Source organism: Paenibacillus sp. Root444D2, assembly GCF_001426375.1.
In the GTDB taxonomy this organism is placed as follows: Bacteria; Bacillota; Bacilli; order Paenibacillales; family NBRC-103111; genus Paenibacillus_E.
This window is the reverse complement of record NZ_LMEO01000003.1, coordinates 93,941-109,629: the sequence shown is the minus strand read 5'-3', so window position 1 is coordinate 109,629 and position 15,689 is coordinate 93,941. Positions and strand designations below refer to the sequence as shown.

General features: G+C 47.7%; 12 protein-coding genes and 1 riboswitch. All 12 genes read left to right on the top strand.

Annotated elements, in window-relative coordinates; all coding sequences use genetic code 11:
• Nucleotides 1-89: 89 nt before the first annotated feature.
• The 12 genes from ASD40_RS03470 to purF all read left to right on the top strand — a co-directional run bounded on the left by ASD40_RS03470 (nucleotide 90) and on the right by purF (nucleotide 15,619).
• Nucleotides 90-1,688, top strand: coding sequence for a sensor histidine kinase (locus ASD40_RS03470; RefSeq protein WP_327205271.1), 1,599 nt, complete (start codon nucleotides 90-92; stop codon nucleotides 1,686-1,688).
• Nucleotides 1,666-2,382: a response regulator gene (locus tag ASD40_RS03465; protein WP_057301932.1), complete on the top strand. Its 717-nt coding sequence runs from the start codon at nucleotides 1,666-1,668 to the stop codon at nucleotides 2,380-2,382. Before ASD40_RS03470 ends, ASD40_RS03465 begins: the two co-directional genes overlap by 23 nt.
• 130 nt (nucleotides 2,383-2,512) lie before the next feature.
• Complete coding sequence (locus ASD40_RS03460; protein WP_057301931.1) at nucleotides 2,513-3,937, top strand: NAD-dependent malic enzyme; 1,425 nt, start codon at nucleotides 2,513-2,515, stop codon at nucleotides 3,935-3,937.
• An 86-nt stretch (nucleotides 3,938-4,023) separates the two neighbouring features.
• Nucleotides 4,024-5,310, top strand: coding sequence for a dicarboxylate/amino acid:cation symporter (locus tag ASD40_RS03455; RefSeq protein ID WP_057301974.1), 1,287 nt, complete (start codon nucleotides 4,024-4,026; stop codon nucleotides 5,308-5,310).
• An 805-nt stretch (nucleotides 5,311-6,115) separates the two neighbouring features.
• Nucleotides 6,116-6,217, top strand: a riboswitch (purine riboswitch).
• Between the two features lie 362 nt (nucleotides 6,218-6,579).
• Nucleotides 6,580-7,065 (top strand): 5-(carboxyamino)imidazole ribonucleotide mutase, encoded by a 486-nt coding sequence (gene purE, locus ASD40_RS03450; protein ID WP_029198283.1) that lies wholly within the window; start codon nucleotides 6,580-6,582, stop codon nucleotides 7,063-7,065.
• Nucleotides 7,062-8,243 carry a 5-(carboxyamino)imidazole ribonucleotide synthase gene (gene purK, locus ASD40_RS03445; protein ID WP_057301930.1) on the top strand — a complete coding sequence of 394 codons (1,182 nt, stop codon included), beginning with the start codon at nucleotides 7,062-7,064 and terminating at the stop codon, nucleotides 8,241-8,243. The genes purE and purK overlap by 4 nt, the downstream gene beginning before the upstream one ends.
• Before the next feature lie 26 nt (nucleotides 8,244-8,269).
• Nucleotides 8,270-9,565, top strand: a complete 1,296-nt coding sequence (purB, locus tag ASD40_RS03440) for an adenylosuccinate lyase (protein WP_057301929.1) — start codon at nucleotides 8,270-8,272, stop codon at nucleotides 9,563-9,565.
• A gap of 68 nt (nucleotides 9,566-9,633) precedes the next feature.
• Entirely contained in the window at nucleotides 9,634-10,491 is an 858-nt protein-coding gene (locus tag ASD40_RS03435) for a phosphoribosylaminoimidazolesuccinocarboxamide synthase (RefSeq protein ID WP_057301973.1), read from the top strand.
• A gap of 428 nt (nucleotides 10,492-10,919) precedes the next feature.
• On the top strand, nucleotides 10,920-11,159 hold the full coding sequence (gene purS, locus ASD40_RS03430; protein ID WP_029198287.1) for a phosphoribosylformylglycinamidine synthase subunit PurS: 240 nt from the start codon (nucleotides 10,920-10,922) through the stop codon (nucleotides 11,157-11,159).
• Nucleotides 11,160-11,185: 26 nt separating this feature from the next.
• The gene (purQ, locus tag ASD40_RS03425) at nucleotides 11,186-11,881 is read left to right on the top strand and encodes a phosphoribosylformylglycinamidine synthase subunit PurQ (RefSeq protein WP_057301928.1); all 696 of its coding nucleotides are present in this window, start codon (nucleotides 11,186-11,188) and stop codon (nucleotides 11,879-11,881) included.
• Complete coding sequence (gene purL, locus ASD40_RS03420) at nucleotides 11,859-14,102, top strand: phosphoribosylformylglycinamidine synthase subunit PurL (RefSeq protein ID WP_057301927.1); 2,244 nt, start codon at nucleotides 11,859-11,861, stop codon at nucleotides 14,100-14,102. Before purQ ends, purL begins: the two co-directional genes overlap by 23 nt.
• Nucleotides 14,087-15,619 carry an amidophosphoribosyltransferase gene (purF, locus tag ASD40_RS03415; protein WP_082562043.1) on the top strand — a complete coding sequence of 511 codons (1,533 nt, stop codon included), beginning with the start codon at nucleotides 14,087-14,089 and terminating at the stop codon, nucleotides 15,617-15,619. The genes purL and purF overlap by 16 nt, the downstream gene beginning before the upstream one ends.
• Nucleotides 15,620-15,689: the final 70 nt, after the last annotated feature.

Here is a 15,689-nt window from a genome sequence, read left to right as displayed (position 1 = left end):
AAATTCAGTGTAACATAATGTATGATGATCGTAGAAATAAACGGTAAGCTAGAAAGTAGGTGATGGCTTTGAAGATCAAGGGGCTTCGCATGAATTGGAAAATTACGATCCTGTCGTTCGGTATCGTATTATTTGCGATTTGTATCGGCGGTATCATTTTAATAGGCCGTGTAATTCACCTTCAGGAACAAGAGCTTGGACAGAGACTGCTTGTTACTGCGCGCACAGTTACCCAATTGCCTTCTATCATTAGCGGGCTTACGGAACAAAGCCATAGGCAGGAAATTAATCTGATCACTGAACGTCTTCGAATCATTAATGACGTTGACTATATTGTTGTTATGGACATGAACGGCATTCGTTGGTCTCACCCGTCATCCTCCCGGATCGGGGAGCTTTCGCAGGGGGAGGACGAGCATGCTGCCTTTGCCGAGCATACGTATCTTTCCAGGGCAAAAGGAGAGCAAGGGACAGCGCTTAGAGTCTTCGTACCTGTCATGAATGAGCAGCACGAACAAGTAGGCGTCGTATTGGTGGGGAAGCTGGTGCCGGGACTAACCGGGATCATTCTCGACATGCGGGGGCAAATTTATGTGACGGTATTTTTATCTTTGCTTTTTGGTGTGTTGGGTTCGTGGATGCTCTCAAGGCATATTAAGGAGCAGATGTTTCGCTTGGAACCTGAGGAAATCGCCCAGCTGCTCGTAGAGCGAACCGCCACTTTCAATGCGATGCATGAAGGCGTTATTGCCATAGACAGCCAGGAATACATCACGGTTTTTAACGATAAAGCCAAAAAAATGCTGCAAATCGAAGGAGAAGTACTGGGACGCCATATTCGGGAAGTGCTGCCGGATACGAGACTTCCTGAAATTTTGCAGCTTAATCATGCTGTTTATAACCAAGAACTGCATGTTGGTCCTGCTCATATTTTGAGTAATCGGGTTCCTATTAAAGTAGGGCATCATACGGTTGGCGCCGTAGCTATTTTTCAAGATCGCTCAGAGGTGACGAAAATAGCGGAAGAGTTGACCGGAGTAAGGGCATTTGTCGATGCACTTCGTGTGCAGAATCACGAATATATGAATAAGCTGCATACCATCGGCGGCTTGATTCAACTTGATCATAAGCAAAAGGCGCTTGATTATTTATTCGAAACGATGGAAGCACAATCCGAGCTTAGCAGCTTTGTCTCGAGCAAGATCGCGAATGAGAGTGCGGCAGGGTTGCTCTTGGGGAAAATCAGCCGCGGCAGAGAGTTGGGCGTCGATGTCCGTTTGGACCGGGCAAGCAGGCTGGTGCGATTTCCGGAACATTTGGATCAGCACGACGTTGTGGTCATCTTGGGGAACCTGATTGAGAATGCTTTTGATGCCCTGAAGCAGAAGGAAGGTAAGAAAGAGGTCTTTATCAGTATCGAACAGGATGATGAAGTATTATCGATTTTGGTCGAGGATAATGGGAAGGGTATGAGTGAGGAAACCAAACAACGCATGTTTGAGCGAGGCTTCTCCACAAATGCAGGCGAAGGCAGGGGCATTGGTTTGTATTTAATCCATAATATTGTGAACAAATGCGGTGCTCATCTGGAAGTAGAGTCCACGTTTGGCGTGGGGACGAGCTTTATTCTCACATTCCCGATGCATACAAGAGAGGAAGAAACTCATGTACAGAGTCGTACTGATTGAGGACGATCCGATGGTTCTTGAAGTGAACAGGCAGTTTGTTGAGAGAGTTCCCGGCTTTGAAATTGTAGGGACATCCTCTAACGGGTTAGATGGTATCGAGAAAGTTCGTGAATTGAAGCCTGACCTTGTAATTCTAGATATCTATATGCCGGGGCAAAATGGAACCGAATTGCTGCAGCAAATTCGAAATGAACAGCTGAATGCAGACGCTATTGTCATTACGGCGGCTAATGACATTCCAACGATCCAGCGGATGCTTCATCAGGGGGCCGTGGACTATATCATGAAGCCTTTTAAGTTTGAAAGAGTCCGAGAAGCGCTGGAAAATTACCAAATAATGAAGAGGCGATTAGGTACAGAATCGACATTATCACAAGTTGAATTGGATCAACTATTACACGGTAATAACGGGGGAGAACCGCTTCCTGAATCACCTGCGTTCAGTGTGCAAAGGGATTTGCCCAAAGGTCTGCAAGCACTGACGATGAAACAAGTCATGTTGTTTCTGATGCAGCAGCACAAATCTTTATCCGCGGAAGAAGTAGCCGAGGGCGTTGGATTAGCAAGAGTTACGGCGCGCAGGTATCTGGATTTTCTGGAGAAGAATAAGCAGGTGAAGTTAGACCTTGAATATGGCGGGATTGGGCGCCCGATTAATAGATATGTATGGATGGCAGACGATAAAAGATCATAACTAAAAGTGAAGACCAAAAAGACCATAAGTACCAATATGGTCAAATTCTTCACGCCTTCTTTTGAAAGCGATATCATGAAAACAGAAATAGATGTTATAACAAAGTCTAATATCGCTTGAGGTGAAGAACGTGTCAATCCCATCGGGAGTTAATACAAGTATTATTTTGAGATTAGAATTGGATAAGGATACCGCGTCGTTCGGCAGTGTGGCTACGGCCATTAGTGATGCAGGTGGAGATATTATAGCCATTGACGTCGTTAGAACGGATAAAAACATCACGGTTCGGGATATCACGATCAATGTATACGATAACAAGCATACCGAATTGATTGCCGCAGCCATCCGCACATTGGCGGGAGTGAAAATCGTTCATGTTTCGGATCAAACGTTTCTCCTTCATTTGGGCGGGAAAATCGAAATGAGTCCAAAATATCCTATTAAAAATCGGGATGACCTCTCTAGGGTGTATACGCCGGGTGTTGCCAAGGTGTGTATGGCGATCCACGAAAAGCCGTCGCTTGCTCATACACTCACAATCAAGCGCAACACAGTCGCGGTCATATCCGATGGAACTGCCGTACTTGGTCTAGGTAATATTGGACCTGAAGCTGCGATGCCCGTCATGGAAGGAAAAGCGATGCTGTTTAAGCAGTTAGCTGGTGTTGATGCGTTTCCAATATGTCTGGCTACACAGGACACAGATGAAATTGTGAATATCGTGAAAGCGCTATCTCCGACGTTTGGCGGAATCAATCTAGAGGATATATCTGCACCTAGATGCTTTGAGATTGAACAGCGGCTCATCGAGGAATTGGATATTCCCGTTTTTCATGATGATCAACATGGCACAGCTGTGGTGCTTTTGGCAGGATTGATTAATGCCGTTAAGATCGTGGGCAAGAAGCTTGAGGATTGCAAAATTGTGCTTTGCGGCGTTGGCGCGGCAGGAACGGCTTGCACCAAAATGCTGATGGCTGCAGGTGTTCGAAATATTATCGGTGTCGATCGACAGGGTGCTATCACGCGTGATGGTGTTTACGACAATCCGTTTTGGCAATGGTATGCGGAACATACGAATCCGAAGCAGATTCAAGGATCGCTGTCGGAAGTTATTGAAGGAGCAGATATTTTTATCGGTGTATCGGGTCCTGGTGTACTGAAAAGAGCAGACGTCGCCAAAATGGCGGAAAATCCGATCGTCTTTGCAATGGCAAACCCGACGCCGGAAATACTCCCCGAAGAGGCAGAGCCTTATGTGCGGGTTATGGCAACTGGCCGTTCGGACTACCCGAACCAAATCAACAATGTGCTGTGCTTCCCAGGCTTGTTCCGAGGATTGCTGGATTGCAGGGCATCCAGAGTGACTGAGAATATGAAGCTTGCCGCAGCCAAGGCGATTGCATCGGTTGTTCAAGAGGATGAGCTGAATGAGTCTTACATTATTCCAAGTGTGTTCAATCAATCAGTCGCGGAACGAGTGAGAGATGCGGTTATAGAAGCAGCTTATGAAGACGGGGTCGCCAGAAGACGTAAAGAGAAAGTCCAAGCCTAATAAACCCCACAAAGTGACGCTAAGCTCTGAAGTATATTCCGACTACTTTGCGGGGGCCCCAAATAACTTTAGGAGGAATTAAGATGATGATGAAACTTAGAAAAAACTTAACCCTGCAGGTACTGCTAGCGATTGTGCTCGGGATTGCGGTCGGTCAGTTTTTCCCTCATCAGGGAGAGAGCTTAAAAGTACTTTCTGATGTGTTCGTCAAAATGATCAAGATGGTCATAGCTCCAATTGTGTTCTTTACCATTGTTATCGGGATCTCTGGAATGGGTGATATGAAAAAAGTAGGTCGAATCGGCGGAAAGGCGCTGCTGTACTTTGAAGTTATTACTACGTTTGCAATGGTTATCGGCGTAGCTGTCATGTACATCATTCGCCCTGGCGCAGGAATGAGCACGGCAGGTGTGAAGGCCGCAGATGTTGCGAAGTATACGAAAGACGCGGCAGCAACTAGTCACGGCTTTGTCGATTTCCTTACAAGTATCGTTCCGGATAACGTGATGGCTGCCTTCTCCAAAGGTGACATGCTGCCGGTTCTATTCTTCTCTATCTTGTTTGGTTTGGCGATGGCTGGTCTTGGGGACAGAGTGAAACCCGTTACGAACTTCTTGGAGAAAATGAATGAAATATTCTTCCGCATTGTAGGAATCATCATGAAGTTCTCTCCAATTGCTGCTTTTGGTGCAATGTCTTATACGATCGGTAAATTCGGCGTTCATTCCTTGTTTTCTCTCGGTAAAATGATGGGGTCCGTCTATATAACCATGGCACTGTTCATCTTTATTGTGCTCGGATCCATTTGTAGAATGTATGGGTTTAGCTTAATTAAGCTTTTGCGATTCATTAAAGAAGAGCTACTGCTTGTATTAGGGACATCTTCTTCCGAATCTGCATTGCCGCGCGTAATGGAAAAGCTGGAGAAGTTCGGCGCATCGAAGCCGGTCGTAGGTCTCGTTGTTCCCACTGGTTATTCGTTCAACCTTGATGGTACATCGATCTACTTATCTATGGCAGGGTTATTCATTGCACAAGCCTATGGTGTAGAACTAAATTGGATTCAGGTACTGACCTTCATGGGCGTGCTCATGCTAACTTCGAAAGGTGCTGCTGGCATCACCGGATCAGGCTTCGTCACACTGGCGGCTACACTGGCCGCAATTCCGAACAATGTCATTCCCATTGAAGGCATGGCGCTTCTGATTGGGGTGGACCGGTTCATGTCCGAAGCGAGAGCAATTACGAACATTATTGGTAATAGCGTAGCGACAATTGTGATTGCGAAGAGTGAAAATCAGTTTAATGCAAATCCAGAAGAACCAGATATGTCGCTACAAACGGGGGCTGTGAAAGAAGTTTCTGCTGTGTAAAATGGTTAAAAGAGGGTATTCCATTTGACGGAATGCCCTCTTTTTATTTTTTTGGGGTTAGAGGGAAAGGCAGAGCTTACCACCTATAATGCCTCCTCCCAACTGGTATTCAAAACGCCAAAATTCGATTTTTAGATTCTTTCAGTTTTTGTGAGGGCAAATGGGCTATAGTGGTTGTCAGTGTTGTAGTTTATACAACAATTCAGATGCCAAAAGGCTATTTGGTAACTTGAAGTTGTAGTTTGTACAACATTTTGAGCCCATTTGGTGCGAAATGGCCTGAATAGGACCAAATTGTTGTACGTTATGCAACAACGATGGAATGAAGCGAGATTTCGGCCGTAATTGTTGCACTTTTTACAACATCGTTCAACCGCAAATAGGGATTCATGCATCCAGTAACCTCAACCCAGTATAGATGACGATTGCTCCGAATTAAGACGCGTTCAAAAGTGAAAAAAACGGATGAATGAATCGACGGTCGCTGTTGTACAACAAATTAGCCTTTAAACAGCCTCACCCATTGAAGGCGTAAGCCGGTATTTAGTGCGTTAAGCATTAAATAAAGGTCTTGTCGAAAAATATTAGGGTTGGGCAAGTCGCTTATGAACAGCTGTACAACAGACAGATCGGGTCTCAGGAGATGATGAGAATCTCATCTGAGGTCGCAAACCGTTTAAAAGATAGAAAACGCACCAAAAAGCGAACTATCCAAAAGATTTAGACGAAAATTGTTCGTTTTTTGAAATTGACATCGCACGTTAGTTGGTAGTAAACTAGGGAAGCGGGAAATGAAGCCGCACTAATTGAAAATGTCGAATCAACTCGTATAAAATCAGGGATAAGGCCTGAAAGTTTCTACCCAAAAACCATGAATTTTTGGACTACGAGGAAGCGAATGAGGGAAACCATAGGAAGACGATGGTCTTTTTGCATTCGGTTCTTTTGCTGTCCAGCGGATAGAATCATGTATTCTAGCTCTGGGCGTTTTTTGGGTTTAAGGGCATGATAGTATAGTAATTATTTATAATGAAAGTTTTAAAAGTTAGCTTTCAGAACCGAGAAGGTTGGACGAAAGGTGGAGAAGGAGGAACGGAGCTAAGAGTTTTCCGTAGGAAAACTGGCTTCGGAAGCATTCGCTGTGGTACTGGCTACGTGAGTACCGGACTTCCCAAGATTTCGTTCAAGATTCGATGTCGAGATACATCATCGCATAATCTTCGTTATCAAAGTTGATTTTTAAAATTACAATATGAAAGTAGGTTTATGATGACTGTACGTGTAGGTGTCATAATGGGAAGCCAGTCGGATTGGGAAACGATGAAGCACGCATGCGACATGCTGGAAGAGCTGGGAGTGCCTTATGAGAAAAAGGTGGTCTCTGCGCATAGAACGCCGGACCTGATGTTCGAATATGCAGCTTCAGCGGCAGGCCGCGGCATTCAAGTGATTATTGCCGGAGCAGGAGGAGCGGCGCATCTACCAGGGATGGTAGCAGCCAAAACGGAGCTTCCGGTTATTGGTGTTCCAGTCAAAACGTCCACGCTGAACGGACTTGATTCCTTGCTTTCGATCGTGCAAATGCCAGGAGGCATTCCAGTTGCGACGGTAGCAATCGGTCATGCCGGTGCAACGAATGCAGGCCTCTTGGCGGCGCAAATTCTGGGCGCATTCGAGCCAGAGCTGCAAGCGAAGGTCAGAGCGCGTCGCGAGCGAATTGCTCAGACCGTGATTGAAAGCAGTGACTTGTTATGAGCGAAGCCTCAAACTTAAGCGACAAGGTTATCAAGCCAGGCGGTACCATCGGCATCTTGGGCGGTGGGCAGCTAGGTCGAATGCTAGCCTTGGCTGGACGCAACATGGGGTATCGCTTCGTGACGCTCGATCCTACGGATGACGCGCCTTGCGGTCAAGTTGCGGATGAGCAAATTCAGGCGGATTTTGACGATGTGGAAGCGGCGAGAAAACTCGCAGCCCTGTCGGACGTCATCACCTACGAATTCGAGAACGTTGATGCGCATGTGACCAACATTTTAATGAATGAGTCCTATGTTCCACAAGGAAGTGAGCTTTTATACACGACCCAGCATCGTCTGCGTGAAAAGAGAGCGATTGAAGCAGCAGGCGTACCTGTGGCTCCATATGCTGAAATCACCAGCGCAGCTGATTTGCGTGAAGCGGCTGAACGCTTCGGGACACCGTGCGTGCTCAAAACCGCAACCGGCGGCTATGACGGCAAAGGACAATGGGTGCTTCGATCGCTGGACGAAGTAAAGGAAGCTTACGAAACGCTCAGCCGCGCCAAAACAGAGCTGGTTCTCGAACAATTCATTCATTTTGACAAAGAATTATCCGTGATTGCGGCAAGAAGTCCACGCGGCGAGGTAAAGGCTTTTCCTGCTGCTGAAAATATACATGTACATAACATCCTGCATCAATCGATCGTTCCGGCGCGAATCCCTGCTCAGGTGCAAAAGGAAGCTGAAGAGCTTGCCGTACGCATCGCAGAATCGCTTGGTGTGATTGGTTTGATCGCAGTGGAGTTATTCCTGACGAAGGATGGACAGCTTTACGTTAATGAGCTTGCGCCACGTCCGCACAATTCAGGTCATTACACGATGGAAGCATGCCGAACTTCACAGTTCGAGCAGCACGTTCGCGCGATTTGCAACCTCCCGCTTGGTTCTACCGAGCTGCTGTCACCTGTCGTAATGGTCAATTTGCTTGGCGAGCATATCGAACCTCTGCAAGAATTGATCGACCAACCCGATTTCCTGGAACACAGTGAATTAGGCGTTTCCGCGAAGGTTCATCTATATGGCAAGAAAGAAGCGAAAGAAAAACGGAAGATGGGACACATCAATCTCCTTACAAGCGACGTCGCGAAAGCACTGACTTGGATAGAACAGACAAGCATTTGGGAAAGTAAGTAAAAGAACTCATTGGAGGAACGGCTAACATGATTGAACGTTATACACGCCCAGAAATGGCACGTATTTGGACAGAGGAAAATAAATTCCAAGCTTGGCTTGAAGTCGAGATTCTTTCTTGCGAAGCATGGTCAGAGCTCGGAGTTATTCCTAAGGAAGATGTGAAAGTACTGCGCGAGAACGCAAGCTTCAACATTGACCGCATTTATGAAATCGAGCAAGAGACGCGTCATGACGTGATCGCCTTCACTAGAGCAGTTTCCGAAACGCTGGGACCTGAGCGCAAATGGGTTCACTACGGTTTGACTTCGACAGACGTTGTCGATACGGCACTTGGCTACTTGCTGAGACAAGCGAACGAGATTTTGGACAAAGACATTCAGAATTTCATCGAAATCCTTCGCAATAAAGCGATCGAACATAAAGATACAGCCATGATGGGCAGAACGCATGGTGTGCATGCAGAGCCGACGACTTTCGGTCTGAAAATGGCCCTTTGGTACGAAGAAATGAAGCGTAACCTGGAGCGTTTCCGTTTTGCCGCTGATGGCGTACAATTCGGTAAAATCTCAGGTGCAGTAGGCACCTACGCGAACATCGATCCGTTCGTTGAAGAGTATGTATGCGGCAAGCTGGGCACAAAAGCAGCTCCGATTTCTACACAAACCTTGCAGCGTGACCGTCACGCTGAATACATGGCGACACTGGCGCTAGTTGCTACGTCCCTTGATAAATTCGCTACTGAAATTCGCGCGCTTCAGAAGAGTGAGTTCCGCGAGGTTGAAGAGCCGTTTGCGAAAGGTCAAAAAGGTTCCTCCGCCATGCCGCATAAGCGTAACCCGATTGGTTGCGAGAGCATTTCCGGTCTGTCCCGTGTGATTCGCGGGCACATGGTTTCCGCTTATGAGAATGTGACGCTTTGGCATGAGCGCGACATTTCGCACTCCTCCGTTGAGCGCATTATCCTGCCGGATGCGACGCAGCTGCTGAACTATATGCTGAACCGCCTAGGCAACATCATCAAGAACTTGACTGTGTTCCCTGAAAATATGAAGCGCAATATGCGCAGCACCTATGACGTTCCTTTCTCTGGCCGCGTGATGACGAAGCTGATCGACAAAGGCTTTGCTCGTGAACAAGCATACGATACGGTTCAGCCAAGAGCGATGCAAGCATGGAAAGAACAGCGTTCGTTCCGCGAAATCGTGGAGAATGCTTCTGTGATTACAGAAGTGCTTAGCCCGGAAGAGATAGCAGATTGCTTTGATCCAAGCTGGCATTTGAAACACGTAGACACGATCTTTAACCGTTTAGGTTTGAAATAAAGCAGGGCATTTTAACAGGAAAGGATGTGTGGTTCGTGGCTAACAATATCTTGGAATCAGCTGTTGAAATGATTAACGCTCCCCTGGTTCATAAGGGGAAAGTACGTGAACTGTATGATCTGGGCGAACATTTCCTTATCGTGGTGACGGATCGAATTTCGGCTTTTGATTACATGTTGAAGCCTGGAATTCCTGATAAGGGCTACGTTCTGAATGCGCTAAGTAAATACTGGTTCGGCGTGACGAGCGGTTACATGAGCAATCACATTGTGCACACGGACGTAGAAAAGCTCCATGCGATTATTCCGAGTGCGGAAGATAGAGAGCTTCTAAAGGAACGTATTATTGTAGCGAAAAAAGCGGAGCGCATCTCCATTGAATGCGTGGTTCGCGGTTACATCACAGGCAACGGCTGGAGACAGTACGAGAAGACCGGCGAAATTAACGGTCGCAAACTGCCTGAAGGCCTGCGTAAGAACGAGCGCTTGCAAGATCCTATTTTCACACCTGCAGCTAAAAATGATGTCGGTCATGACGAAGACATTTCCGTGGAACAAATGATTGATTTAGTCGGCGAAGAGCTGACTTATGCGCTGCAAGAGCGAAGCATCATGCTTTACACGTTGGCTCATTCGATTTGTGAGCAAAAGGGCATTATTTTAGCAGATACGAAGTTTGAATTCGGCTTCTACGCAGGAGAACTTATTATTATTGATGAAATTTTCACGCCGGATTCCTCGCGTTACTGGTCACAAGATAAATACGCCCTGGATATCGAGATTGATTCGATGGACAAAGAGCCCGTTCGTACGTATTTAGCCGGATCGGGCTGGGATAAAAATAGTGAGCCGGATGAGCTGCCAGCTTCCGTAGTGGAAGAAACTTCGAACCGTTATAAAGAAATTTTACACCGCTTGGTGGATTAGTAGAAAAATGATTGGGAAATACTCGCTGAGAAATTAGCAGTAGTGATGAAGAGCGAGGATGGCGGCGATTACTTTCCTCCAATTCCCACGGAATTTACCACCGAGTTCACTACCGAATTCCCACGGAATTCAGCACTGAACTCAGGATTGAATTCACGACCGAATTCCCACACAGGTTGAGAATAAGAGTCTTTAGAGGCTTCTAATTCTAAGGAAAGAGCAAAGAATTACAGAATAAGAGTCTTTTAAGCCTCTTATTTCAATGATTATCAGTGAAATAGTTGCTTTTTTGGGAAATAAGAGTCTTTAGAAGCTGCTATTCCCCGGATATCGTAAGAAAAATGAGAAATAAGAGCCTTTAGGGACTTCTAAATGGGCTCCAGTCCATGCCAGCTGCTCTGGCGAATAACGCTAAGGAGAGATTAGAGATGAAAGCAACGGTCTACGTAACGATCAAGCAGAACGTATTGGATGTTCAGGGAACTGCGGTGCAAGGAGCGCTTCATTCCATGGGTTTTGACGAAGTTGGTAAGGTCCGCATTGGGAAATACTTGGAGTTAGAACTGGATACAACGGATAAAGCAGAAGCAGAAGCGCGTGTAAAAGCAATGTGCGAGAAGCTGCTTGCAAACACGGTTATCGAAGACTACCGCTACGAGTTGGCGTAATAAACCAGAAGAAGGAGGAAAACGTCATGAATTTTGCGGTTCTTGTATTTCCGGGATCGAACTGCGACATCGATATGTACAAAGCAATCGAAGATACCATTGGTCAGCCGGTTGAGTATGTTTGGCATACAGATGGCGACTTGTCCAAATACGACTGCATCCTCGTGCCGGGTGGATTCTCTTATGGGGATTACCTGCGTTGCGGAGCGATTGCACAATTTACGAACGTGATGAAAGCTGTGGTTAAGGCTGCGGAAGAAGGCAAGTACATTCTAGGTATTTGTAACGGATTCCAAGTGTTAACGGAAGCAAGATTACTGCCAGGCGCTTTGCTGCGCAACAACGGAATGAAATTCCGCTGCCACCAAACGATTCTCAAAGTGGAGAACAACACGACGGCTTTCACGCGTGATTACGCGGAGGGTGAGCTGATTGAAATTCCAATCGCTCACGGCGAAGGCAACTACTATTGTGACGATGCTACGCTCAAAGAATTACAAGAAAACAATCAAATCGTATTCCGTTATGAAGCGGGCAACAACCCGAACGGATCACTTGATGATATCGCTGGAATTAGCAATAAAGCTGGTAATGTCGTAGGTATGATGCCTCATCCGGAGCGTGCCGTTCATGAGATTCTTGGCTCCGCAGATGGTAAGAAAATGTTCACATCAATTCTAAGCGCTTGGAGGGAGAAACATGACGCAGCAGCTATCCGTTAATGAACCAACAGCCGAGCAAATCGCGGAGCAGAAAATTTACAAGCAAATGGGCGTAACGGACGAAGAGTTTGCCAAAATTTGCGGCTTCCTTGGACGTAATCCGAACTATGTAGAAATCGGTGTATTCAGCGTTATGTGGTCCGAGCACTGTTCATACAAAAATTCCAAACCTGTACTTCGTAAATTCCCAGTGACAGGACCTCGTGTTCTAATGGGACCTGGTGAAGGCGCAGGGATTGTAGATATCGGAGACAACCAGGCGGTTGTGTTCAAAATTGAAAGTCATAACCACCCTTCAGCGATCGAGCCTTATCAAGGCGCGGCGACAGGTGTGGGCGGTATTATTCGTGATATTTTCTCTATGGGCGCGCGCCCGGTAGCGCTTCTGAATTCCTTGCGTTTTGGTAAGCTGGAAAACGATCGCGTGAAGTACTTGTTCGAGCACGTTGTATCCGGAATCGCTGGATACGGCAACTGTATCGGGATTCCGACAGTTGGCGGCGAAGTGATGTTCGACGAGAGCTACGAGGGGAACCCGCTCGTTAATGCGATGTGTGTGGGTCTTATCGACCACAACATGATTCAACGCGGTGTTGCCAAAGGTGTTGGCAACCCAGTATTCTACGTCGGACCGGCAACTGGCCGCGACGGTATCCACGGTGCGACTTTCGCATCCGAGGAGCTTACGGCGGAGTCCGAAGCGAAGCGCCCAGCGGTACAAGTGGGCGATCCGTTCATGGAGAAGCTCGTGCTGGAAGCGTGCTTAGAGTTAATCAATTCCGGCATCGTGCTCGGAATTCAAGATATGGGTGCTGCGGGGCTGACTTGCTCCAGCGCAGAGATGGCTAGTAAAGCGGGCAACGGTATGGAGCTTTACCTTGATGAAGTTCCACAGCGCGAAGAAGGCATGACAGCGTATGAAATGATGCTGTCTGAGTCCCAGGAGCGTATGCTTTTCGTAGTTGAGCCGAAGCATGAGGCGCAAGCTAAGGGCATTTTTGAGCGCTGGGGTCTCCACTGCGCCAAAGTCGGCAAGGTAACCGATGACGGTTACCTGAAGCTGATCCACCACGGTGAAGTCGTGGGGAACATGCCTGTCGGCGCACTCGTCGACGAGTGCCCGGTGTACAATAAGCCGAGCAAGGTGCCGGCTTATTACGAAGCTAGCGCATCGATCGACACGACTCGTTACCCTGAGGTAACGAAATTGACGGAAGCGCTGAAATCGGTGCTCGCGTCTCCGACGGTAGCGAGCAAAGAGTGGGTGTACAACCAGTATGACCACATGGTTCGTACAGATACGGCAGTGCGTCCGGGTTCGGATGCAGCGGTTGTGACCATCCGCGGTACCCGTAAGGGCCTCGCGATGACAACCGACTGCAACGGACGCTATGTGTACTTGGATCCGGAAGTAGGCGGACGGATCGCAGTTTCAGAAGCAGCACGTAACGTGGTTTGCTCCGGTGCTGAGCCGCTCGCGGTTACGGATAACCTGAACTTCGGCAGCCCAGACAAGCCAGAGATTTTCTGGCAGCTGGAGAAATCCACAGATGGTATGGCAGAAGCTTGCCGCTTCTTGGATACACCGGTTATCGGCGGTAACGTCTCGCTTTACAACGAGAACGCCAAAGGTGCGATCTACCCAACTCCGGTTATCGGGATGGTTGGTCTTGTTCATGACATCGACCACATCACGACTCAAAGTTTCAAAAAAGAAGGCGACATCATCATCCTGCTCGGCGAGACGAAAGCGGAGCTTGGCGGCAGTGAATTCCAATATGTCATTCACGGTGTAACCGAAGGCCGTCCTCCTGAATTGGATTTGGCTACAGAGAAACGCCTGCAAAATGCTGTACTAAAAGCAATTCAAGAAGGTCTTGTTGCTTCTGCGCATGACTTATCCGAAGGCGGCTTGGCCGTTGCTTTGGCTGAAAGCTGTATCGGTGGCAAAGTAGGCGCAGCTGTTAATGTAGCTTCTGACCTTCGTCCTGACTTCACGCTATTCAGTGAATCACAATCCCGTATTTTGCTGAGTGCTTCCCCTGATAAAGCGGACGCTTTGAAACACTGGATTGCTTCACAAGGCGTACCTTATCAAGAAATTGGAACAGTAACAGGTTCAGATTTGACCGTTAAAATCAATAACGAACAGCGTCTCCAGTCTCCGGTAAGCGAGCTGGCGAAAGTCTGGAAGGATGCGATTCCATGTCTAATGGCGTAAAACAATCCAAGGCCCTTAAGCTTCCTGCTGCTCCTATTGTCCAAGTGGGCGATGGGCAGCATGAGCTTTGGACAGGAGAGTATTTCAACGAAGGTGTAGGCGGCCAAGGCGGATTGTTTGATAAGCTGAATGAGGAGTGCGGTGTGTTCGGGGTGTATGGTCATCCGGACGCTTCCTCTCTGTGCTATTACGGGCTGCATGCCCTGCAGCACCGCGGACAGGAAAGCGCTGGTATCTGTACAGTAGAAGATGAAAAGTTTAACTACTATCGCGGGATGGGACTTGCCAAAGAGGTGTTCACTAACGAGAATTTGTCGCCTCTGACAGGTTCCACAGCGATTGCGCATGTGCGTTATTCCACAGCAGGCGAGAGCAAGCTGGCGAACGCGCAGCCTCTAGTTTTCAAATACCGCGAGGGCGATCTTGCGATTGCGACGAATGGTAACCTCGATAATGCCAACATTATCAAGCGCGAGCTTGAGAAGAAGGGTTCGATCTTCCAAACGACGAGTGACACCGAGGTTATGGCGCATTTGATTGCCCGTTCGGAGCATGACGATATCGTGGAAGCCGTCAAAGATGCCATGAATCAAGTCATCGGCGGCTTTGCCTTCCTGATCACTACCAAAGATAAAATGATTGCTGCGCTAGATCCGAATGGACTTCGTCCCTTCATGATCGGCCGTCTGGGAGATGCGTACTTATTCGCCTCCGAGTCCTGTGCATTCGATGCGGTGGGAGCAACTTATTTCCGTGATGTACAGCCGGGGGAAATCATTGTGATTGACCGTGACGGCTTCCGCTCGGAGCGGTTCACGGAAAGCGGCCGACGCGCGATTTGTGCGATGGAATATATCTACTTTGCTCGTCCGGACAGCGACATCGATACGGTGAACATTCACTCCGCACGTAAGCGGATGGGTAAAAAACTGGCGATGGAGGCTTTCGTCGATGCTGATGTGGTAACGGGTGTACCGGATTCGAGTATTTCCGCTGCGATTGGTTTTGCTGAACAAACGGGTATCCCTTATGAGTTGGGTCTGATCAAGAACCGCTACACAGGCCGGACGTTCATCATTCCAAGCCAAGAGCTTCGTGAGCAAGGTGTTAAAATGAAGCTGAGCGCCGTTCGCAAAGTCGTCGAAGGCAAGCGTGTTGTCATGATTGATGACTCCATCGTGCGAGGGACAACGTCACTTCGAATCGTCAATTTACTTAGAGAAGCTGGGGCAACAGAAGTGCACGTGCGTATCTCTTCGCCGCCTTTTATGAACCCATGCTACTACGGAATTGATACTCCGGATCGGAAAGAGCTAATCGCGGCGATGAATTCTATCGAAGAGATTCGTAAAGCGATCAACGCGGATTCCTTGCATTTTCTGACGAAAGAAGGATTGTTAGATTCGATCGGCCAAGGTTCCGCAGGGGCGGAGAGCGGCTACTGTACGGCATGCTTCGATAACACCTATCCAACGGAAATTGTAGATGTTACGAAGGTTGGTTGTGCTTGCGATTAATTGGTTAATAGATAGATAAATGCGGAAAAATGGAATAGACACAACGGGTGGGTCTCGCTTAGGCGAACGA